Raw genomic sequence first — 22,605 nt, forward strand, 5'->3', positions numbered from 1 at the left:
CACCTTCGGCAACTATCCCGAAAACATCCCACCATGCGGTCCTCCGCCCCCGATTCACATGCCGGAAACGGAGCGTGAATATTCACGCTCCGTTTCGCGTGACCGCGAACACCGTTGCCATTTCAGTCGTTCAGCCCAGCGCGGCGAACTCCGCGAAATCGCCTCCTTCACTCTCCTGGCGCATTGCCTTGCCTAATATCGGCAGTTTCTTTTCTTTCCGCAGCCGGGCCCGGCTCGCCCGCGGCCGACGTGCCGCTGCGGCGGAACCGGCTGCGCTACGCTGTGCCCCGCGGTATTCCAGTGAGGTCAACCGAGGGAGGGCTGCGCCCAGCGCGGCCCTCCCTCGCCTCTGCCCGCGAAAAAACGTTTCCTTCCTCGCCGACCGTTTTTCGGCGGTCCGCGAATCCCTGCGAAAAAGAGGAGGAGTGCATGACGGACTCGACGCCGGACGCGCCGCGCGACGTCGGCGGCACGCATCGGCGGGCCGGCACCGAGGAGATCTGTCCCGAGGAGGGCACCGCAATACCGCCGCACCCGAGAGAACGGCCGCTCCGTCTATTCCCGAAGAACTTCCCCCGGCGGCTCTCCGCGAGCGCCGGGCGGGAGCGGTTCGCCCCGGATGTCTTCGTCCATTATGGACGCGAGGACACCGGCGCGGCCGCCGCGCACCGAGGCGGGCTCGGCCGCCCCACCACCACTGTCAGGGGAGAACAGGCCAGATGACCATCCTCGACCACCCCGCGCCGCTCACCGGCCCCGCCGTTTACTGCGATCTGCCCGGACCGCGCTCCGCCGAATACCTCGCCCGGCAGGACCGCCGCGAACCGATCCCGCGCGGCGGCCCCCGGCGGCTGCCGATCGCGATCACCGAGGGTTCGGGCAGTTTCGTGCGCGACGCCGACGGCAACGTCTTCATCGACTTCCTCGCCGGGGCGGGCGTGCTCTCCCTCGGGCACAACCATCCCGAGCTGGTCGCGGCCATGACCGCGCAGCTGAGCACGCTGACCCACGCGCTCGACTTCGCGACCCCGGTCAAGGACGAGTTCTCCGAGGCCCAGCTCGCGATGCTGCCCGAGGCGCTGCGGTCGCGGATGAAACTGCACTTCTGCGGGCCGGCCGGGACCAACGCGGTCGAAGCCGCGCTCAAGCTCTGCAAAACCGCGACCGGACGCGGCGGCGTCGTGTCGTTCCAGGGCCGGTTCCACGGCAGCGCGCACGCGGCGTTGGGCCTGACCGGACTGGCCGGCCAGCAGCGGTCGGTCGCGAATCCCCTGCCCAGCACGCAGTACCCCCCGTACTCCTCGTGCCCCCGCTGCCCGGCCGGGCACGATCCGGGCTCCTGCGCGGCGACCTGCCCGGACCTGGTCGAACGCTCCCTGCACGACCCCGACGGCGGACTCCCGCTGCCCGCCGCGGTGGTGCTCGAACTGGTGCAGGGCGAGGGCGGCGTGGTGCCGGCGCGCGCGGATTTCGTGCACCGGGTGCGCGAGCTGACCCGGGAGCTGGGCATCCCGCTGATCGTCGACGAACTGCAGACCGGCTGCGGCCGGACCGGGACCTGGTTCGCCTTCGAGCGCTACGGCATCGAACCCGACGTGATCGTCGCGTCCAAGGCGCTCAGCGGAATCGGTTCGCCGGTCTCGCTGATCATCTACGACGAGCACCTCGACAACTGGGCCCCTCGCACACACACCGGTGCGTTCCGGGGCAATCAGCTCGCGTTCGCCGCGGGCGCGCGGGCGATCGAGGTCGTCAACCGCGACAGCGTGCTGGACAACGTCGTCGAGCGCGGAGACCAGTTCGAAGCGCTGTTGTCCCCGCTGGCCAGCCACCCGTGGGTGACCGACGTGCGCGGCACCGGGCTGATGTGGGGCATCGAACTGACCGACCCGCGCACCGGGGCGCCGGCGTCGGAACTCGCGCTGGCCGTGCAGAACCACGCGTTGCGCCGCGGGCTCATCCTCGAACTGGGCGGGCGCGGCGACTGCGTCGTGCGGTTGCTGCCGCCGCTCAACGTCACCGCGGAAGTCGTGCGCACGGCCGCCGGGATCCTGCTGGCCGCGCTCGACACGGCGACCCGGGAAGCGCGCTGAGGCACTGACCCGGAAAAGGCTGCGCCACCACCGGGGGTCCGGCGGTGGCGCAGCCGCGTCAGCGGGCTTCGCGCGTCAGCTCCCGGACTTCGCCCGGCGTTCGGCGTCCTTCTCGAACTTCGAATACCGGAACGGAGCCGCCAGCAGGGCCGGATACGACGTCGGCAGCCGCACGCCGCCGGAAAGGCCGATGTCCTCCGGCGGGCGACGGCCGTTCGGGCGCAGCAGAGTGCCGAACATCCAGTCGTAGAACATGATCTTGCCGCCGAAGTTGCTGTTGGCCTCGTCGAGGTTGCGCGAGTGGTGCCAGCGGTGCATTTCCGGTCCGGGCACGAGGTAGTTCAGCGGGCCGAGCCGGATGTCCATGTTCGAATGCATCGTCGCGCCGTGCGCGTTGTAGAAGGTGAGCAGGATGAGCGCGCCCTGCAGGCCGGATTCGGTGAGCGTCCAGCCGGTCAGCGCCAGCGGCAGGATCAGCGCCACGTCGTCCAGCAGGAAGTCCACCGGGTGGAAGCGGACCGAGTTCAGCCAGTACAGCCGCTCCGAACTGTGGTGCACCGCGTGGAACCGCCAGAACCGCGCCGAACCGTGGATCCAGCGGTGCAGCCAGTAGTAGAAGAATTCGCCGACCACCAAGGCGAGCGCGGCCTGCGCGGCGGGATGCCAGCCGGTCGGCCAGAACGTGAAGCCGACCGCGCGGGACAGCGGAACGGAAAGCCAGTAGAACACCGCGAACAGGATCGGTTCGACCATTCGCGCGATGACCACCAGCACCACTGCGCCGGAGAGAAGATCGGTGAGCACGTCTTTCCGGCTCCGGTTCCAGCTTTCGTAGTAAGGCTGCACGCGTTCGACCACCGCGGTCACCACGACGGCGAACGCGGTGGTCAGCGCGATGACGGCGAGCGGAGGGAAACTGGTTCCCGCCAACGTGATCGACGTGCCCAGCGCGCCGATCATGATCACCGGGTAAGTCAGGTAGCGAAGAGCCCAGGTCACCGCTGGGTGCCTGGTGGCGAGTTCGACCGTGCTCATAATCGCCCTTTCTGCCAATACTGAGTCGTTTATTGCGGCGAACAAACGGGAAGTGCGACCGAAAACCGCGCCGAGGAATTATCCGAAGTCCCCTCGAAACGCTCGGAAAAGCTTCCCGCAGCCCGGACGCGAAGACAACCCAGGTACGGCGGGCAGCTGGCGCAATTCCGTCCCGCCAGCGGGACGGAATTGCGCAGGCTGCCCGAAAAGGCAAAAAGAAGTGCCCGGCGATCACTTCCCGCGCAGCACGACGGGCAGGCTGCTCAGCCCGGACAGGAAATTCGAGTAGATCCGGGACGGCGGCCCGGCCGCCTCGATTCCGGCCGCGAAGTCCCGCAGCGCCTCCAGGATCGCGGCGATCTCGATCCGGGCCAGCTGCGCGCCGAGGCAGTAGTGCGGCCCGACGGCGAAGGTCAGGTGCCGGTTCGGCGTACGCGTCAGGTCGAACCGGTCCGGGCGGTCGAACACCCGCTCGTCCCGGTTGGCGGCCACGTTCCACAGCACGACCAGTTCGCCCGGTTCGATCGTGGCGTCGCCGACCGTCAGTTGCTCGACGGCCGCCCGCCCCTGGTGCATCGACGGCGTGGTCCAGCGCAGGATTTCCTCGACCGCGGTGTCGATGCCCGCCTCGCCCGAGGACAGCGCGCGCCACTGCCCGGGGTCGCGCAGCAGGGCCTGCACTCCCCCGACGATGGCCAGCCGGGTGGTCTCGTCCCCGCCGAGCACCAGGCTGTAGCAGTTGAAGATGACCTCGTCCGCGTCGAGCGGCCGCCCGTTGACCCGGCTCGTCACCAGTGCGCTGACCAGGTCGGCCAGCGGATCGTCGCGGCGGCGCTCGGCCAGTTCGGCGAAGTAGAACAGGATGTCGTTCTTGGCCCGCCAGGCGTCCTCCGGGGTGTGCTGCGCCCGTTCGGAGCTGACCGCGGACGAGGTGAGCGCCAGGATGTGCGGGCGGTCCGCCTCCGGGACGCCGAGGAGATCGCAGATCGCGACCAGCGGGACGTGCGCGGCGACGTCCTTGGCGAAATCGCAGCTGCCCCGCGACACCGCGTCCCGGACGAGCCGCCGCGCCGCGCTCCGGATCCGCGCGGCCGCGGCCGCCAGCGCCTCGCGGGTGAACGACCGGAGCAGGATCTTGCGCACCTCCGCGTGCCGGACGCCGTCGGTCACCGAGACCATCCGGCCGCCCGCGGAATCGCCGCGGCCCATCAGCGCGTCCAGCACGTTGCCGCGCTCGGAGGTCAGCCTCCGGTCGTCCTTGTACAGCCGGTCGACGTCCTCGTAGCGGGTGATGTTCCAGAACCCGTCGCGGTCCTCGGCGGGCGGCTGCCAGTGCGCGGGCCGGGTTTCCCGCAGGCGCGCCCACACGTCGTGCAGATCGGTCTCGGCGTGCAGGCGGGGATCGGCGAGGTCGAGCGCGGCCAGGTCCCTGGCGGGCGCCGGTGCGGCGGATGTCGTCATGGTTCTCCAATGCCGGGGGGACGGACGGGGTCAGCTGATCAGCCTGCGGCGCATCGAGCGGACCGCCAGCGCGGCGACCAGCGCGGCGAACGCCGCCAGCGCGCCGGAATGCACCAGATCGGCCGGGACGAGTTCGCCGAACGCGCTGTGCCGCACCAGTTCCGCGCAGTGGTAGACCGGGTTGAGCTGGTTGACCCAGTACAGCCAGGCAGGCATGCCGCTCACCGGGAAGAACACCCCGGCCGCCATCATCACCGGCGTCAGCAGGCCGGACACCACGAGCCGCAGGCCGTCGATCGTCGGCACCGAGGCCGAGACCCACACGCCGAACAGCCCGAACCCGGCTCCGGCGACCAGGCAGATCACCGGGACCAGCAGCAGTCCCGCGCGCGGCGGCAGCCCGGCCGCCAGCACGACGACCAGCGGGGCGCAGCCGTAGACCATCGCTTTCACCGCGTACCAGGAGGTTTCGGCCACGACGAGGTCGCGCACGCCCACCGGCTCGGCGAGGATCGCGTCGTAGAGCTTCTGGTACCGGCGGCGCGTGTAGGTCTCGAACATCCCGGCGAAGGCGGCGGCGAACAGCGCCGAGGTGACCACCATGCCGGTGCCGATGAACTGCAGGTACGGATGTCCGTCGGCCGAGCGGACCAGCGGGGCGAAGCCGAGCCCGAAGCCGATCATGTACATCAGCGGTTCGACGAGCGCGCCGAAGGTGACCGACAGCCAGTGGTCGCGGAACAGCAGGGTCTCGCGCAGCCAGATCGCTTTGACCGTCGGCCAGCCCGAGCTGCCCCGCCTGGCCGCGTCGCCTGGCTGGCTGTCCGTGAGGGGAACCCTGAGGGAATCTGATTCCCGGAGGGTTCCCTTCACGGACATGGTCGGTCCGGCGGGGGCGGGGGCGGGGGAATTCGCGGTCGGCGTGGTCATGTGAACATCTCCCCGGTCAGCATCACGAACACGTCCTCGAGGTTGGTCCGGCGCAGCACGTCCGGCGGGCCGAGCCGGTCGTGCACCGACTGCGGCATGTCCTCGGCCCGCAGCACCGAGACGGCGAGGCCGGTGCGGCGGCTCGGCAGGTGCGCCGCGTCGGCGATCGCGACGACCTCGCCGCGGCGGCGGTCGTTGCCCTGGTACTCGGCCGCCTGCTTGCCGACGTGCCGGTCCAGCAGTTCCGAAACGGTGCCGTGCGCGATCAGCTTGCCCTCGAACATCACGGCCACCTCGTCGGCGAGGCGCTCCGCCTCCTCGATGTAGTGCGTGGACATCAGGATCGTGCTGCCGCCGGCGCGCATCTCGTCGATGAGGTCCCACAGCTCCTGGCGGATCTGCGGGTCGAGGCCGACCGTCGGCTCGTCCAGCAGGAGCAGGCTCGGCCCGGCGAGCACGCCGCGGGCCAGCAGCAGCCTGCGGCGCATCCCGCCGGACAGGGTCTCGACCCGGCTGCCCGCCCGGTCGGTCAGCTTGGTCGCGCGCAGCGTCCGCGCGACCGCCTCGGCGATCCGCGGCTTCGGGATCCTGGCGAACCGGGCGAAGACCTCCAGGTTCTGCCGGACGCTCAGCTCGATGTCGAGATTGTCGTGCTGGGGAACGACTCCCACGCACGCGCGGGCTTCCCGCGCCGCCGCGGGCAGCCGCCAGCCGAGCACCTCGATCTCGCCGCCGTCGGGCAGCGCGAGGCCGGTCAGCATCCGCATCGTGGTCGACTTGCCCGCCCCGTTCGGGCCGAGCAGGCCGAGGCAGATCCCGGCCCGGACATCGAGGTCGAGGCCGTCGACCGCGGCCAGGCCGCCGTATTTCTTGACGACGTTCCGCAGCCGGATGGCCGGCTGGGGCGCGGTGGTGCCGCTCGGGTCCTTCATCTCTTCTCTCCCTCAGTTTCCGCGGATTTCGGTCTTGGGCAGGGCGGCGGCCAGCTCGCGCGCGGTCGGGCGGTCGAACACCAGCTCGGGGTCGAGCTCCCCGCCGAATTCGGACCGGATCAGCCCGGCCAGCGCCAGCGCGCCCGCCGAGTCGCCGCCTCGGTCGAAGAAGTCGTCGTCGGGGGTGATCTCGTTGTCCCCCAGCACTTCCCGGAAGAGGCGGAGCACGGCCGCGGCGGTCGTGGATCCGGCTGGCGCGACGAGGTCCAGCCGCCCGTCCGGCAGCAGGCGGGCCTGTTCGCCGGTCGGGTGCCCGCCGAAGGTCAGTGCTCCGGGCACGCCGAAGGGCACTGGGTCGCCCGCGTCGTCGAGCACGGCGACGCCGGGCAGCGGGGTCATTCCCGGGCGGCTGGGGTCGTGTTCCGTCGCGCCGAGGCACAGGCCGGTCGCCGGATGGCGGCGGAGCCACCACAGGCCCGGCCAGGGCGCTGCGGGCGGTCCGGTGGAGATGGTGCGCAGGCCGGGGCGGGTGGTCAGCTGGGACGGGTCGGCCAGGAGCGTCGTGACGCGGAAGCGGGCGATCCAGTCGTCCAGTTCGCTGCTGGTGAGTGTGGGCGCGCAGACGAGCGTCGCGCCCGCTGCGATCGGGGCCAGCAGCTCGGCCGGTGCCGGATCGGCTTGCAGGAGAACGACATCCGAGCGGTTCAGGCCGATTCGCTGGGCCAGGGCCGCCGGTTGCGTGGACAGCAGCTGACGGTCGATGGTTTCGTCCATTGTGGAGTTTTGGCGGGTCGCGTCATCGGCGGTGAGGACGAAAGCCGGGTGGGTGTCCGGCGGTGCCCAGCGCGCGCCGATCCGGTCGATCGCGAGCAAGGCGGTGACCAGGTCGGCGGGTGTGCCGAATTGGCAGGCCACTCGGTCGTTCGGTCCGATTCCCTGGTGCCGCAACCGATTCGCTGCCGCGCTCACCTGGTGGTCCAGTTCGCGGTAGCTCGTGGAGCCGAGTGCGGCGGCGTCCGGGGTTTCGCGCGCGTGTTGGGCGAGCAGTACGGAGATTTCCTTGCCGGGCTCGGATGAGGTCAGCTCGGTGATCCGGCGCAGGGTGTCTTCGGGCAGCGCGCCGATCTCGCGCACGGTGGCGGACGACGTGGTGCTCAGCCGGGTCAGCACCGTGTCCAGGTAGTGCAGCTGCTGTTTTAGATCGCTTTCGCGGTGCCGCCCGATCGCTTGCACGGTGAGGTCGTCGCCGATGCGGATCACGAGAGTGAGGCCGTAGTTGGTGCGGGTTTCGTACTGGACGTCCTCGACGGAGACCGGACTGTCCTCCGGCAGGGCGCTTTCCGGGTAGCTTTCGAAGGCGACGAGGGTGTCGAACAGCGCGGTGCCGGCCGGGATCGCGGCACAGGCCTGGATGTCGGGCAGCGGCAGGTACTGGTGGTCGTGCAGGAGGCGGCGCCCGGAGCGGTACTCCTCCAGGAAGCGCGAAACCGGGAGGTCCGGCGAAGGGCGCACCCGCACCGGGACGGTGTTGACGAACATCCCGACCATGTCGCCCGCGCCGGGCAGTTCCGGGGGCCGCCCGGCGGTGGCCGCGCCGAAGACGACGTCGTCCCGGCCGGAAAACCGGCTGAGCACGATGCCCCACGCGCTCTCGAACAGCTCGCTCAGCGTGATCCGGTTCCGGATCGCGGCTTGCCGCAGCGCCGCGGTCCGGTCCGGCGGGACGCGGAGGCGCGCGGTGCGGTGTTCTCCGGCGCCGGGGTCGGCCGGGGCGGGCCGGACCCCGGCGAGGTACGACGTCCAGAACTCCCGCGCCGGGCCGGGCGGACGGCGGAGGATCCACTGGACGTAGTCGCGGTACGGCGGCGGGACCGGCCCCGGCTCCGCTCCGGCCAGCAGGGTCGCGACCTCAGCCAGCAGCAGCCCGGCCGACCAGCCGTCCAGGAGGAGGTGGTGATAGGTCCAGATCAGCAGGTGCTCGCCGGGGCAGCGCGCGACCAGCAGCCGCATCAGCGGCGGCCTGGTGAGGTCGAATCGTTCGGACCGGCGGCGTTCGGTTTCGGCGGCCAGGTACGCCGCGCGCTCCCCGTCCGGCAGGCCGGTCAGGTCGGCGAAATCGATCCTCGGCTCGGCGTCGGCGACCACGACTTGGTGCGGCGTGCGGATTCCTTCCCAGGCGAAGCCCGTGCGCAGCACCGGATGGCGGGCGAACACCGTGCGCCAGGCCGCGGTCAGCGCCGTCTGGTCCAGTTCGCCGCGGATCCGGAACGTGGTGAGTTCGATGTAGCAGCCGTCGATCGGCGACGTCCGGCTGTGGAAGAGCATTCCCTCCTGTGCCGGGGAAACGCGGTACAGCTCGGCTACCGCGGTCATGGCTTCTCCCCCGTTCCCGAGGCGAACATGCCCAGCACGGTCGCCAGTTCGTCGTCGTCCAGCTCGACGTCCGGTGCTTCCGGCTCGTCGGCGGCGGCCTCCGGTTCCCGCACCGCCGCGGCGAGACTGGCGACGGTCGGGTTCGCGAAGACGGCGCTGGGCGAGACCGCGAGACCGAGCCGTTGCGCCTCGGCGGCGATCTGCACGATCAGCAGCGAATCCCCGCCGAGTTCGAAGAGGTCGTCCTCCACCCCGACGCGCGGGACGCCGAGGAGCCGACCCCATACCTCGGCCAGCACGGTCTCGGTTTCGTTCCGTGGCGCGAGGTAGTCGGCCTGGACCGCGGCCGGCCGGGCGGACGGCCTGGTTCGCTCCGGCCGGGCGGCGCGGGTCCGCTGGCTGACCACGATGTGCGGGAGGTGGCGGTTCGCCAGCACGCGGTCGAACGCGGCTAAGGCTTCCTCGGTGGTCAGGCCGGTTTTCGCCGAGGTCTGCCGCAGCAGGAAACCTTCCACCCGGGCCACCGCGTTTCCGTCCGCGTCGGTGAGTTCGAGGTCTGCGGTGGTCGTGCCTTGCTCGTCTCGGTCGACCCGGCGGATCCAGGCGTACAGCTCGCCGGGGAGGTCGCGGTAGGAGATCAGGCGCTGGTAGCCGACGGGGAGTTCGGCGCCTGCCGCGACCGCTCCGGTGGCGACGTCGAACAGGGCGGGGTGCAGGGGGTGGGCCGGGAAGTCGGTGCCGAAGGCCGGGGCGAGGCGGAGGTTGAGGAGTGCCTGCGTGCCGGTCGACCAGGCACCCGCGACGCAGTCCCAGCGCGGGCCGGTGGCGACGAGACCGGTTTGCCTGCTGATGTCCAGGGTGTCCATTGTGGACGTGCCTGGTCCGATCGGTTCGGGAAGCGCTTCCCGGTGCGCGGCGACGAACCCGCGGGCGTGGGTGCCGACCTCCCAGGTGTAACCGTTTTCCTTGGGGCGCAGGGTGATCACGACGTTGGACAGGTCGTCGACCGGGCTGAGGAAGCGGACTTCTCTCAGCTCGACCGGGCCGGTGTGGCCGGGTTCGGCCAGGCGGTAGGCGGCGATCGCCAGTTCCAGCAGTGCGCTGCCGGGCAGGACCGGGGTTCCGGCGAGGAGGTGTTCTTCGCTGAGCCAGCGGGTGTGGGTGTTGCGGGCCAAGCGGAATTCGGGCGCTCCGTTTGCGCCTCGGGCGTCGAACAGGGGGTGGTCGAAGGGTTCCAGGGGTGTTTTTGGCTTGGTTGCGGTGCTTCGGGCGGCCATGCCGACTTCGGCCCAGCCGTCCCAGCCGATGGAGAGGAGGCCGTCGGCGGTGTGGGCGAAGGTGTCGAGGAAGGCGTTGGCTCCGCTGTAGGCGGATTGGCCGGGGACTCCGGAGACGGCCATCGTGGACGAGCAGAGCGCGAAGAAGCTCGGACGGTCTTCTCGCAGGATGCGGTGGAGGAGCACGGTTCCGGCGACTTTGGCCGCGAGCACCCGGCGGATTCCGGCGCGGGTGACTTGGTGGGCCATCGCGCCGCCGGGGACGCCTGCCGCGTGGACTACGCCGGTGATGGGGCCGACTGCGGCTTTGACGCGGGCGAGGACCGGGCGGAGTTCGGTTTCGTCGGAGACGTCGGCTTGGGCCAGGCAGATCGTCGCGCCGGTGTGTGCCAGGGCGGTGAGGAGGGTTTCGGTGGCCGGGTCGAGGGGTGGGCCGGGGGCGGTTTCGGGTGGGCGGATGGAGGTCCATAGTGGACTGTCGGGGAAGGCGGAGCGGCCTAGGAGGACCAGGGCGGGGGCGCCGGAGCGGGCCAGGCGGAGGGCTAGTTGGCCGCCGATGCCGCCTAGTCCGCCGGTGATCAGGCAGGTTCCGGTGGGGTGGAGGGGTGGGGCCGGGGCGGTCGGGGGGAGCGGGGATTCGCTGGATGGTGCGGCCAGGTCGCTGGACGGTTCGACTGGGAGGCCCGGTGGCTGAGGAGGGGCAGCCGGGTTCGGCAGGCTGCGGGTCGGCGGGGGTGATGCGGCCGGGTCGGTCGCGGGAAGCGGCGATTCGCTTGCCCGGCCCGGCAGACCACCGCCTGATTCGACCAGGTCGCGGATCGGCAGAGGCGATCCGGCCGCCTCGGACGCCGGAAGCGGCGATTCACCAGCTCCGCCCCGCAGACCACCCTCTGATTCGACCAGGTCGCGGATCGGCAGAGGCGATCCGGCCGCCTCGGACGCCGGAAGCGGCGATTCACCGGACCGGCCCGGCAGACCACCGTCTGATTCGGCCAGGTCGCCAGCCGGATTCGGCAGGCCGCGGATCAGCGACGGCAGGGCGGCGTCCGGTTCGGGCAGGTCGGCGGGTTCCCAGGTCCGCACCCAGCGGGACGGGCCGTGGGCGGCGATCAGGTTCGGGCCTTCCGGGGGCCAGTCGGCGGAGAGCAGTTCCGCGCAGACCCGTTCGGCGAGAGCGGTTGTCCGGGTGCCCTCCTCGGGCCACAGGTCGACGCACCGTGCGGTCAGGCCGGGCAGTTCCAGCGGGATCGCCTGGACCGGGCCGAGCACGACCGCCGAATGCGGGGTTTTCGGCGGTCGTGCGCCGACGGCTTGGGCGGCGCGGGTGACGCACAGCAGCCGTACGGGGCGTCCGGGGAAGGTATCGCCGAGGGCGCGGGCCAGGAACAGCGGGTCGGCGACCGCTGATTCGGCGGCGGCGGCGATCTCGGACGGGGTGGCGGACTCGAGATCCGGGTCGTCGAAGGCGCGGCAGAGCACGGCCGCGTCCGGGGTGAGTCCTTCGGCGTGGAGTTGGGTCAGGAGCGGGGCGAAGTCCTCGGCGGGAGGCACCACCACGGCGGTTCGGCCGAGAAAGCGAAGTTCGTCCGCCACTGCGGCGCCGAGGCCGGAGGTGTCCGATACCACCAGGACTGTCCCCTCCCCTGCCGCCGGCCGACCGGGCAACGGGCTCCGCGTCCAGTTCGGGACGTGGTAGCGCGGGCCCGCGACCGGAACAGGAGCGGGAGTGGACGGTTCGAACCAGTGACGGTCCTTCGCGAATGGGTAGCCGGGCAACGCGATTCGACGGCGTTCGGCGCGATGGCCTTGGGCGGACCAGCGCACTTCGGCGCCGTGCGACCACACTGCGGCCAGTGCTGCCAGCCAGCTCGGCGGGGTGTCTACGCCGTCGGTGCGTCCGGTGAGGCCGCGGAGCACCAGCCGGGCCGAGTGCGCCCGGCGGGCTGCTGACGAAAGGCTTCGGCCGGGGCCAAGTTCCAGCACGGGGCCCGACGTCGCGGCCAGGGCGGCGGCGAAGCGCACGGGTTCCCGGATCTGCCGGGCCCAGTAGTCGGGGGAAGTCGCCTCCGCCGGAGTCAGCGTGCGGCCGGTGACGGTCGAGATGATCGGCAGCTGCGGTTCGGCCAGGGGCACGGCGCGTACCTCGGCGGCGAAGGCGGCCAGGACGCTGTCCTGGTGGTGCGAGTGGAACGCGTGCTGAGTCGCCAGGCGCTTCGTGTGGACGCCCCGTTCGGCCAGCAGCCGTTCTACGGCGACCACGGCGTCGACGGATCCGGCCAGCACGCAACGGTCTGGCGCGTTGACGGCGGCTAGGGAGACAGCCGGGCTGAGCAGGTCGGCCAGCTCAGATTCTGGCAGCGGGACTGAGACCATGGCACCGGGCGGGGTGGTGGCCATCAACCGTCCCCGGGCGGTGACCAGGCGGGCGGCGTCCGGCACCGTGAAGACTCCGGCAACACAAGCTGCGGCGTATTCGCCGACGCTGTGGCCGATCAGCGCACCGGGAGTGACGCCCAGCGAAAGCCACCACGAAGCCAGCGCGTATTCGACGGCGAACAGAGCCGGTTGGGCGATTTCGGTCTGGTCGAAGAGATCTGGGTGCGCCGGGTCCAGCAATAGCGGCCGCAGCGAGGGGTCCAGCGCGGACAGGGCGTCGTCCAGGGCCGCGGCGAAGGCGGGTTCCGAGCGGTGCAGTTCGGCGGCCATGCCTGGGTAGCCGTTGCCTTGGCCGGGGAACGCGAAGACCGGAGGGACGGCGCGAGAGGAGACGGAATCTGCAACGCGCAGCAGGGTGGCGGCTTCAGCGCCGGTTTTGGCGACGACCGCGCGGCGGGTCTGGTGTTCGCCTCGGCCTAGTTGGAGGGTGTGCGCGGCGTCGGCGAGATGAGAACCAGCGAGGGCGTCGGCGGTTTGTCCAGATAGGACAGTCACGGCCTCGGGGGTTCGGGCCGAGATCGGGATTACTTGCCATTCCTCGACGGCGGACGGCTCGGGGGAAGGAGGGGCGTCGCGCAGGACCAGGTGGGCGTTGGTGCCGCCGATGCCGAAGGAGCTGACTCCGGCGATTCGGGTGCCGTCCGAGCCTGGCCACGGTTCGGCGGCGGCCAGTACGCGGAACCGGCTTCCGGGCATGCCCCGGTCGGGGTGCGGGCGGCGGAAGTGCACGGTGGGGACGAATCGGCGGTGCTGCAGGGAAAGCACCGTTTTGATCAGCCCGGCCATTCCGGCGCAGGTGTCCAAATGGCCGACGTTCGATTTCACCGAGCCCAGCACGCAGTCGCCGGAGGAATCCCCGAAGACCCGGTTCAGCGCGGCCAGTTCGATCTGGTCGCCGAGTGCGGTGCCGGTGCCGTGCGCTTCGACGCAGGAGACGTCGCCTGGGTCGATTCCGGCGACCCGGTGGGCGGCGGTGATCACGCGGTGCTGGCCGTCGAGGCCGGGAGCGGTGAAGCCGACCTTGCGGTTGCCGTCGTTGGCGACGGCGGAGCCCAGCAGCACCGCGCGGATCGGGTCTCCGTCGGCGACGGCGTCTTCGAGGCGTTTCAGGACGACGGCGGCGACACCGCTGCCGAAGACCGTGCCTTGGGCGTCCGCGTCGAAGGGGCGGCAATGGCCGTCGGGAGAGACGATTCCGCCTTCGGTGAACTGGTAGCCGGAGTCTTGGCCAAGGCCGATCGACACAGCACCGGCCAGGGCGACCGAGCATTCGCCGGACAGCAGCGCTTCTCCGGCCAGGTGCACGGCGACCAGGGCCGACGAGCACGCTGACTGCACGCTCAGGCTCGGGCCGGTGAGGCCGAGCCGGTAGGACAACTGGGTGGCCAGGTAGTCCTTTTCGCTGCCGGACAGCCATTGCACGGACGAGCGGTCGCCCAGTTCGTGCGCGGCGGGCAGCAGGTTGCGGGCCAGGTAGGAGTTGAAGCCGGCCGCCGCGTAGACACCGACGTCTCCCCCTCGGTCCGGGCGGAGACCGGCGTCCTCCAGCGCGTGCACGGCGCACTGGAGGAACAGCCGGTGCTGCGGGTCCATCAGCTCGGCGTCCCTCGGCGAGATGCCGAAGTACTCCGCGTCGAACTCGTCGATGCCGGGCAGCACGCCGCCCGCCGGGACGAATCCCGGTGCGGTGCCGTCGATTCCGCGCGCGGCGAGGTCGTCGCCGGAGAAGAAGCTGATCCCTTCGCGGCCGTTGACCAGGTTGTCCCAGAACTGGTCCGCGTTCTCGGCGCCGGGGAACCGGCAGGCGAGGCCGACGATCGCGACCGCGTCCTCTAGTTCGTCGTTCATGATCCCTGCCTCACGGATTCGCGCCGGCTTTCCCGCCGGCGCCGGTGGTGGCCGCCGCGGCCTTCGGCGGCCGGTGCGACGGACGGCCGCCGCGCCGGGCCGTCGCCGGTCAGCAGCGCGGCGAACTGCCGGATCGTGGGGCGGTCGAACATCTCCACGATCGGCACCTCGCGGCCGAACTCGGTCCCGACCCGGCGCTGCGCGCGGACCAGGTGGATCGAATTGGCCCCGAGTTCGAAGAAATTCGTGTCCACGCCGACGTCTTCGACCCCGAGGAGGTCGCGCCAGATCGCGCTGAGCCGGTCGACCACAGTGTCCGAAGTGGACGGAAGAGCCGGTGCGGGCCGCTCCGGCGCGGAAGCGGCGCCAGCGAGTTCGATGAGCCGCCGACGGTCGACTTTTCCGTTGGCGCTCAACGGCAACGCGTCGACTACCCGGACCTCGCGCGGGACCATATAGGACGGAAGCCGCTCGGCGAGCCCGGCCCGCAGCGTGTCCTCGACGCTCTCCGCGGGAGCCCCGACGGGAAGGCCGCAGAGCATGCTGTGCAGCTGGGTCTGGCCCGGCTCCAGCAGCAGTCCGTCTTGCAACGGGCCGTCGTAGACGTCGCCGATCGAGCACAGCGCGAGGCCCGTGTCGGCCGCCCGCTGGCGAAGCAGTTGTGCGATGGCACCGGCTTCCAGCAGGCAGAACCGCTCGGCGAGTTCGCCGTACTGCGGTTCGATCGCCGAGTTCCGCGCGACGAGGAAGATCGCGAAACCGGCCTGTTCGGCGAGCGGGCGGTTGCGTTCGTCGTAGAGGGCGGAGGTGAACCAATCCCCTTGCTTCAGCGACACCAGCGCCGCGTCCACCGGGTCGTAGTAGTAGGTCCCGGCGGGCAGGCCGCGGACGCCGTCCTCCCCGACCGCCAGGTAGGCCTGCACTGGGTAGAGACCGCCCGCCGACGCGTAGGCGTACCTCGGCATTCCGTCTTCGCGGTGCTGGCCGAGCACGGACAGCAGGTCAGTGACCGCGGAGAGGGCGACCGGGCCTTCGCCGAACGCCTTCGCGGACAAGGCTGTCGGCGCGGCGTCGAGACCGGCGGCCGGGTAGCTGACGTTGCCGGTCAGGTCGGTCCGGCGGCCGGGCGAGCTGAACCGCAGGGCCAGTTTCGCCACCGCTTCCGGATCGGGAACGCTGACGGCGGCAACGGGTGCCGGTGCCGGAGCGGGAGCAGGCCGGTCGGCGACCACAAAGGACACCAGCTCGGCACCGGTTCCCTTGCCCCGCACCACGACCGCCGATTCGCGCACGCCGGGCAGCTTGAGCAGGGTCGACTCGATCTCGGACAGTTCGATGCGCATCCCGCGCACCTTGACCTGGGTGTCCTCGCGGCCGAGGAATTCGAGCGTGCCGTCGGGAAGATGCCGCGCGAGGTCGCCGGTGCGGTAGAGCCGCTCGCCGGTCGACGGGTGGGTCACGAAGGCCCGCTCGGTCAGCTCGGGCGCGTGCCAGTAGCCGAGCGCGACGCCGATGCCGCCGATGTAGAGCTGTCCCGGCGCCCACGGCGGGCGGGGGCGCAGCTGGCTGTCCAGCACGTGCATCGTCTGGTTCCGCAGCGGGCGGCCGTACGGGATGCTCGGCCAGTCCGGGTCGACGTCGCCGATCGGGTAGTACACCGACCAGATCGACGCTTCGGTCGCGCCGCCGAGGCTGATCACCTCGGCCGGCGGGCACACCGCGCGGATCGCGTCCGGCATCCCGGTCGGGATCCAGTCGCCGCTGAGCATGACCAGCCGCAGCGACGCGAGTTCCTCCCGAGGGCTTTCCCCGGCGTAGGCGAGCAGCATCTCCATCAGGGCCGGGACGGAATTCCAGACGGTGATCCGGTTCCGCTCGATCGAGGCGGTCCAGCTCGCCGGGTCGCGGATCTCGTCCGCGCCGGGCACGACGAGCGCCGCACCGGCGGCGAAGGCGCCGAAGATGTCGTACACGGACAGGTCGAAGCCCAAGGCGGACAAGCCGAACACCCGGTCCTGCGGGCCGACGCCGAACCGCTCGTTGATGTCGGTGACGGTGTTGAGCGCGCCCCGGTGATCGATCACGACGCCCTTGGGCTCGCCAGTCGAGCCGGAGGTGTAGATGACGTAGGCGACGTCCTCCGCCGAGGCGGCGGGCGGCTCGCAGGGTGTGCCGGACGGGACCGGGTCGAACGGGATCCGCTGCACGCCGGACGGCAGGTGCCCGGTGAGGTCGTGGTCCGGCAACGCGATCAGCGCGGCGGCCTCGGCGTGTCCGAGCACCTGCGCCACTCGCGCGGCGGGCAAGCGCGGGTCGACCGGCAGGTACGCGGCTCCGGCGCGCAGCACGCCGAGCACCGCGGCCACCTGTTCCCAGCCGCGTTCCACCAGCACGCCGACGAGGTCGCCCCGCCCGTGTCCCGCCGCGGTGACGGCTTCGGCGACAGCTCGCGATGCGGCTTCCAGCTCGGCGTACGTACGGGTTCCGGTCGCGCTGATGACGGCCGTCTCGTCCGGGGTGCGCGCCGCGGTCGCCAGGAACGGCTCGTGCAGCAGCCCGGCCGGGATCGGGCCGGCGGTGTCGTTGAACTCGCGGTAGATCTCCGTCTGCGCGGCCGGGAGCAGTTCGGGGCGCTCGTCGGTCCACGCCGCCGGGTCGGCGAGGTGGTGCAGCAGGCCGACATACGCGGCGAACATGGCGTCGAGCATTCCCTCGGGGAAGAGGTCTTCGACGGCGTCCCAGGTCAGCCGGAGGTCGGGGCCTTCCTCGGAGATCTGGTGGTCGAGCCACACCTGCGGCGTCTGCGTGATGGTGTGCGCGACGGTCGCGCCGAACTCTTCGAGCAGCTCCTGCCCGGAGACCTCCGCCGCGCCCAGCTCGCTGGTGAAGACCACGGGCATGGTCGCGTCCGCGACGCCGCCGCGATGGCGGGCGAGTTCGCCTGCCACCCGCACCCCGCTCATCAGCCGGTGGTCGAGGTCGTCCCACAGCTGTTCCTGAACGCGTTTCGCGCGCTGCTCGAAGCTCCCGCCGCTGGCGTCGGAGACCTCGAACATGCTCAGCGCGGTGAAGTCGCCGACCATCGTCGCCAGGTCGGGGTGGTCGCCGGCGCGGTTGAACAGGGTGAGGTTGAGGGTGAACCGGTCGCTGGCCGCCCAGGCGCCCAAGGTCTGCGCGTACGCGGTGAGGGCGAGGGCGGACGGGGTGATCCGGCGTCCGGCCGCGAAGGATTTGACCCGCGACCACACCTCGGCGGGCACCCGGTGTTCCCGGCGGCGGAACCGGGTCGAGGCCAGTTCGCCCGGCGCGACCCGCAGCGGGAGCTGCGGCGCGGGCGGCAGGGTGTCCAGGCGGCCGCGCCAGTACGCGGCGGCGCGTTCCTGCGCCGGGCCTTCGCGCAGCGCCGATTCGGCCAGCACGTAGTCCCGGAAGGACAGTTCGGGCAGCGGCGCGTCGAGTTCGCCGCGGTAGTGGGCCAGCAGCTCGCGCAACAGGATCCGGACGCTGGCGCCGTCGGCGATGAGCGTGTCGATGCTCAGGTGCAGCCGGACGCGAGAGTCGCCGATCCGGCTGACGCGCAGGTCGAACAGCGGCCAGGTGTCCGACGGCAGCACTTGGTGCGACATGTGCTCGCGAAGGTCAGCCAGCTGAGCTTCAGTGTCCACTTCGGACTCTGCGCGGAGGTCGGTCACGCTGATCGCGTACTCGGGCACCGTCGGCAGGATGCGCTGGGTGCCATCGTTGCCGAAGACCAGCCGGAGCGCGTCGTGCCGTTCGATCATGGCGCGCCAAGAGGTTTCCAGCCGGGCTACGTCCACATCGGACGCGTCCAGCTCGACGTACAGGTGGCAGGAGACGTCCCCGCCCATCTCGCCGGTGCGCCCGATCCAGTAGGCGCGCTGGGTGTCGGTGAGCGGGAAGGGATCGTGGCGGTGCGCCGGATCCGGCACGAGCGCGTCGGCTTCCGGCTGGACCTCCGTGCCGCGCAGCCGGTCGATCTCCGCCGCGAGACCCGCGATGGTCGGGGCCGAGAACACCGAACGCAGCGGCAGTTCCACCGCCAGCTCGCGGCGCACCCGCGCGACCAGCTGCGTGGCCAGCAGGGAATGTCCGCCCAGCTCGAAGAAATCGTCGGTGACGCCCGCCTGGTCGATGCCGAGCACGGACTGCCAGATCGCGGCCAGTTCCGCCTCGGTGGGCGTGCCGGGCAGTACAGCGGGTTCTCCGCCGGGCCTGCCTTCAGGGGCGGGCAGGGCGGCGCGGTCGAGCTTTCCGTTGTCCGTGTGCGGGAATTCGTCCAGGACGAGCACTCGCGACGGCACCAGGTGGGCGGGCAGTTCGGCGGCCAGCGCGGCCCGCAGTTCGGCCTCCGGCGTTTCCGTCGCCCCCGGCTCCAGCAGGACGTACCCGGTCAGCGCCGCATCGTGGGCCCGCACCGCGGCGCGGCGGACGCCGGGCAGCGCGGCGAGCGCCTGCTCGATCTCGGCCGGTTCCACGCGGAAACCGCGAATCTTGAGCTGATCGTCGTTGCGGCCCAGGTACTCCAGCCCGCCGGTGCGCCGCAGCCGCACGACGTCGCCGGTGCGGTACAGCCGGGTCCCGGGCGGGCCGAAGGGGTCGGCGACGAAGCGTTCGGCGGTCTGGCCGGGGCGGCCGAGGTAGCCGTCGGCGACGCCCGCGCCGCCGAGGTACAGCTCTCCGGCCACGCCGACGGGAACCGGACGCCCGGCGCGGTCGAGCACGTGGACGGTGGTGTTCGCGATCGGGCCGCCGATGCCGACCGGGTCCGCGCCCGGCGGCACGAGCGTGCTGGTGGACCAGACGGTCGTCTCGGTCGGTCCGTACATGTTGCGGATCGGCACGCCGAACTCGCGGCCGAGGCGGTCGGCCAGGTCCGCGCCGAGCGGCTCCCCGCCGAGCAGCAGCAACCGCAACGCGCGGAAAGCCGCCGAGCCGGGTTCGTCCAGCAGCGTCCGCGCCAGCGACGGGGTGCACTGCAGATGGGTGACACCGTGGTCGCGGACCAGCTGCGACAGCGACGGCGGCTCGGCCGGGCCGGCGGATTCGCGCAGCGCGGCCAGCCTCGGCAGCGCGGCGAGCGCGGCGTCGACCGGCACGCCGAAGTCCAGCAGGCAGGCGATTTCGTCCACCCCGGCGGCGGTCAGCCGGGCCACCATCGGACCGCACTCTTCCGCGGTGCCGATCAGCGACGCGTCGCGCTGGTAGCGGGCGACGGCGTGGTCGAGCAGCGCTTCGCGGTCGTCGTCGGTGAAATCGGCCGAGCTGAGGTCCATGCCGAGCCCGGCCGCCATCTTCTCGATCAGGCCGACCGACGTGCGCAGGTAGTCGCGGAAGTGCGGGATCGCCGTCGCCTGGACGTCCTCGGCGTCGGTGCCGACGTAGGTGTGCACCATCAGCGTCACGTGCGGCTGGCCGGCGTGCCCGGCCTCGTGCCACGCCGCGCGGTAGGCGGCGATGCGTTCGGCGAGTTCGTCCACGGTCTGGCCGAGCAGGTGCGTCAGCAGGCCGACGCCGAGCCGTCCGGCGTTGCGGCAGGTTTCGATGTTGCCCGAGGAGGTCAGCCAGCACGGCAGTTCCGGCTGCACCGGCTGGGGCAGCACGCCGATCTCGACCTGGCGGCCGCCCGGGGCCTCGAACTCGGCGCGCTCGCCGCGCCAGAGCCGCCGCACGACGTCCATCCCGGACCGGGTCAGTTCGCTCCGGTCCTGGTAGGAATCCTTGGCCAGCACGAAATCGTCGACGTGCCAGCCCGAGGCGAAGGACAGTCCCACGCGGCCCGCCGACAGGTTGTCGACCACCGACCATTCCTCGGCCACGCGGATCGGGTGGTGCAGCGGAAGCACGACGCTGCCCGCGCGGATCGCCACCCGGCTGGTGTTCGCGGCGACCGCGCCGGCCAGCACGGACGGGGCCGGGAACGGGCCGCCGAACTCGTGGAAGTGCCGCTCCGGCAGCCACACCGCGGCGAACTCGTGGTCGTCGGCGAACCGGGCGCCCTCCATCAGGAGCCGGTACTGCTCGTGGCCGGGCGCGGACGGGGTGCTGCCGAAGTAGAACAGGCTGAAGTCCGGCCGGGCGGCGTCCGGGCGGGCGCGGTCCGGGGAAAGCACCACGCGGTGGCCGCGGGTGAGCGTCCAGAGGATTTCCAGCACCGAGATGTCGAAGGACACGCTCGTCACGGCCAGCCAGGTGATCGGGCAATCGGCCTCGACGGTGTCGTCCATGGCGCGCAGGAAGTGCGTCAGGTTGCGGTGGCTGAGCACCACGCCCTTGGGCTTTCCGGTCGATCCGGAGGTGTGGATGACGTACGCGGGCGAGGCGGGATCCGGTGCGGGGTAAGCGAACTCGGCAGCCGGGCCGCGCACGGTGAGCACGGCCGTGCCGTCGGGCAGCGCGGTTTGGCCGGGCTCCGCGATGACCACCGCTGGGCGCGCGTCGTCCAGCACGTAGGCGAGCCGGGCCTTCGGATAGGCGGGGTCGAGCGGAACATAGGCGGCCCCGGCGGCGAGCACGCCGAACAGCGCGACGACGAGGTCCGGACCGCGGTGCAGGCAGATGCCCGCGGTGGTGCCCGGACCGACGCCCGCGGCACGCAGCCGGGCGGCCAGTGTTCGGACGCGTTCGTCCAGTTCGCGGAAGGTCAGCGTTTCCCCGTCGGCGACCAGCGCGGTTTCGTCCGGGCGGCGGCGGGCCTGCTCGGCGAAGGCAGTCACTACGTCCGGGACGCCGGCGAGGCTCAGCTCGGTCTGGTTGACCTCCGCCAGCTGGGCCCGGTCCGCCGGCGTCGGCGTGCACAGCTCGGACAGCGAGCGTTCCGGGTGCGCCGCGGCGGTGCGAAGGACGTGCGCCAGCGATTCGGTGAACGCGGTCACCGTCTCGGCGTCGAAAAGATCGCGGCTGTACTCGCAGACACCCGCGGTCTCGCCGTCGATCCGGGTGAGGTCGAGCGCGAGATCGCCGCGGCACCAGCCGTTGTCCAGCTCCACCGGCTCCACGACGACGCCGGGAAGCTCCAGCTCGACGGCCTCCTCGACGCGGTACCCGAACTGGACCTGGGCCAGCGGCGCGTAGCCGGGGTCGCGTTCCGGCGCCAGCTCGCGCACCAGCCGTTCGAACGGCACTTCGGCGTGCCCGAGGCCGCCGAGCACGGTTTCCTTCACCCGGGCGAGCAGGTCGGCGAACGTCGGATCGCCGTCGAGGCCCGACCGCAGCACGACGCTGTTGACGAACATGCCGACCGAACCGGTCAGCTCGGGCAGCGACCGGCCGGCCACCGGGGTGGAGACCGCGACATCGCGCTGCCCGGAGTACTGCCCGAGCACCGCCAGCCACGCGGTCAGCGCGACCATGAACGGGGTGGCCTTCGCGGACTTGCCCAGCGCGTCGATCGCGGCGGTGGCCTCGGCGTCGATCCGGAAGTGCACCCGGCCGCCCTTGAACGAGGCGGTGGCCGGACGGGGGCGGTCGCCGGGCAGTTCCAGCAGCGGGGGCAGCCCGGCGAGGTTTTCGCGCCAGTACTGCAACGGTCCGGCCAGTTTCTCGTCGGTCAGTTCCCGGCGCTGCCACGCGGACCAGTCGCCGTACTGCACAGCCGGGTCCTCGGGTTCCGGCCCGTCGTCGAGGAACGCGCGGTAGCCCTCGCTCAGTTCGCGGAGCAGATTCGTCCGTGACCAGCCGTCGCCGGCGAAGTGGTGGTTGACGATGACCAGCAGCGACTCGGCCGCGCCGCGCGTCAGCACCGCGCGGAACAGCGGTCCGTCGGCCAGGTCGAACGGCCGGGCCGCCTCTTCTTCCGCGCCGCGCACCAATTCCGCGGCATCCGCGTCCGGCCGATCGACGACCCGCAGCACGTCCTCGGGGGCGGGCAGAACCCGTTGCGCGGGAACGCCGTCCGTCGCGGCCACGACCGTCCGCAGCGCTTCGTGCCGCCGCACGATGCCGTGCAGCGCGGCTTCCAGCGCCAGCACGCTGACCGAACCGGTCAGCCGGAGCGCGAAATATTCGTTGTAGGACGGCAGACCGGGCTGAAGCTGATCCAGGAACCACAGGCGTTCCTGTCCGAAGGACAGCGGCGCGGCGGTGCCCGGTTCGCGGGCCGGGACAACGCGTTCCGGCGCGGCGGCGGCCTGGCCGCGCACCCGCTGCTCGAACTTCGCGCGCTGCTCGGGAGAGAGCGCGGCGAGTTTGCGTTGCCGGTCC

9 protein-coding genes are annotated in these 22,605 nt (G+C 71.6%); 2 read left to right on the top strand and 7 right to left on the bottom strand.

Annotation, left to right across the window (positions count from 1 at the left end):
- The first annotated feature begins 429 nt into the window (after positions 1 to 429).
- Positions 430 to 723 carry a hypothetical protein gene (locus ACZ7SW_RS16165; protein ID WP_470231174.1) on the top strand — a complete coding sequence of 98 codons (294 nt, stop codon included), beginning with the start codon at positions 430 to 432 and terminating at the stop codon, positions 721 to 723.
- Positions 720 to 2,093: an aspartate aminotransferase family protein gene (locus ACZ7SW_RS16170; protein ID WP_470231175.1), complete on the top strand. Its 1,374-nt coding sequence runs from the start codon at positions 720 to 722 to the stop codon at positions 2,091 to 2,093. Before ACZ7SW_RS16165 ends, ACZ7SW_RS16170 begins: the two co-directional genes overlap by 4 nt.
- Before the next feature lie 75 nt (positions 2,094 to 2,168).
- On the opposite strand, the gene ACZ7SW_RS16175 is transcribed toward ACZ7SW_RS16170, so the two are convergent.
- From ACZ7SW_RS16175 to ACZ7SW_RS16205, 7 genes are all read right to left on the bottom strand, one after another.
- Positions 2,169 to 3,128: a sterol desaturase family protein gene (locus ACZ7SW_RS16175; protein WP_470231176.1), complete on the bottom strand. Its 960-nt coding sequence runs from the start codon at positions 3,126 to 3,128 to the stop codon at positions 2,169 to 2,171.
- Between the two features lie 231 nt (positions 3,129 to 3,359).
- Complete coding sequence (locus tag ACZ7SW_RS16180) at positions 3,360 to 4,589, bottom strand: cytochrome P450 (RefSeq protein WP_470231177.1); 1,230 nt, start codon at positions 4,587 to 4,589, stop codon at positions 3,360 to 3,362.
- Between the two features lie 30 nt (positions 4,590 to 4,619).
- Complete coding sequence (locus tag ACZ7SW_RS16185) at positions 4,620 to 5,519, bottom strand: ABC transporter permease (protein ID WP_470231178.1); 900 nt, start codon at positions 5,517 to 5,519, stop codon at positions 4,620 to 4,622.
- Positions 5,516 to 6,451: an ABC transporter ATP-binding protein gene (locus tag ACZ7SW_RS16190; protein ID WP_470231179.1), complete on the bottom strand. Its 936-nt coding sequence runs from the start codon at positions 6,449 to 6,451 to the stop codon at positions 5,516 to 5,518. The genes ACZ7SW_RS16185 and ACZ7SW_RS16190 overlap by 4 nt, the downstream gene beginning before the upstream one ends.
- A gap of 12 nt (positions 6,452 to 6,463) precedes the next feature.
- Positions 6,464 to 8,824: a condensation domain-containing protein gene (locus ACZ7SW_RS16195; RefSeq protein WP_470231180.1), complete on the bottom strand. Its 2,361-nt coding sequence runs from the start codon at positions 8,822 to 8,824 to the stop codon at positions 6,464 to 6,466.
- The gene (locus ACZ7SW_RS16200; RefSeq protein WP_470231181.1) at positions 8,821 to 14,385 is read right to left on the bottom strand and encodes a type I polyketide synthase; all 5,565 of its coding nucleotides are present in this window, start codon (positions 14,383 to 14,385) and stop codon (positions 8,821 to 8,823) included. Before ACZ7SW_RS16200 ends, ACZ7SW_RS16195 begins: the two co-directional genes overlap by 4 nt.
- Positions 14,382 to 22,544 (bottom strand): amino acid adenylation domain-containing protein, encoded by an 8,163-nt coding sequence (locus ACZ7SW_RS16205; protein WP_470231182.1) that lies wholly within the window; start codon positions 22,542 to 22,544, stop codon positions 14,382 to 14,384. Before ACZ7SW_RS16205 ends, ACZ7SW_RS16200 begins: the two co-directional genes overlap by 4 nt.
- Between the last annotated feature and the right edge of the window lie 61 nt (positions 22,545 to 22,605).

The organism is Amycolatopsis sp. NPDC114484 (assembly GCF_055633755.1).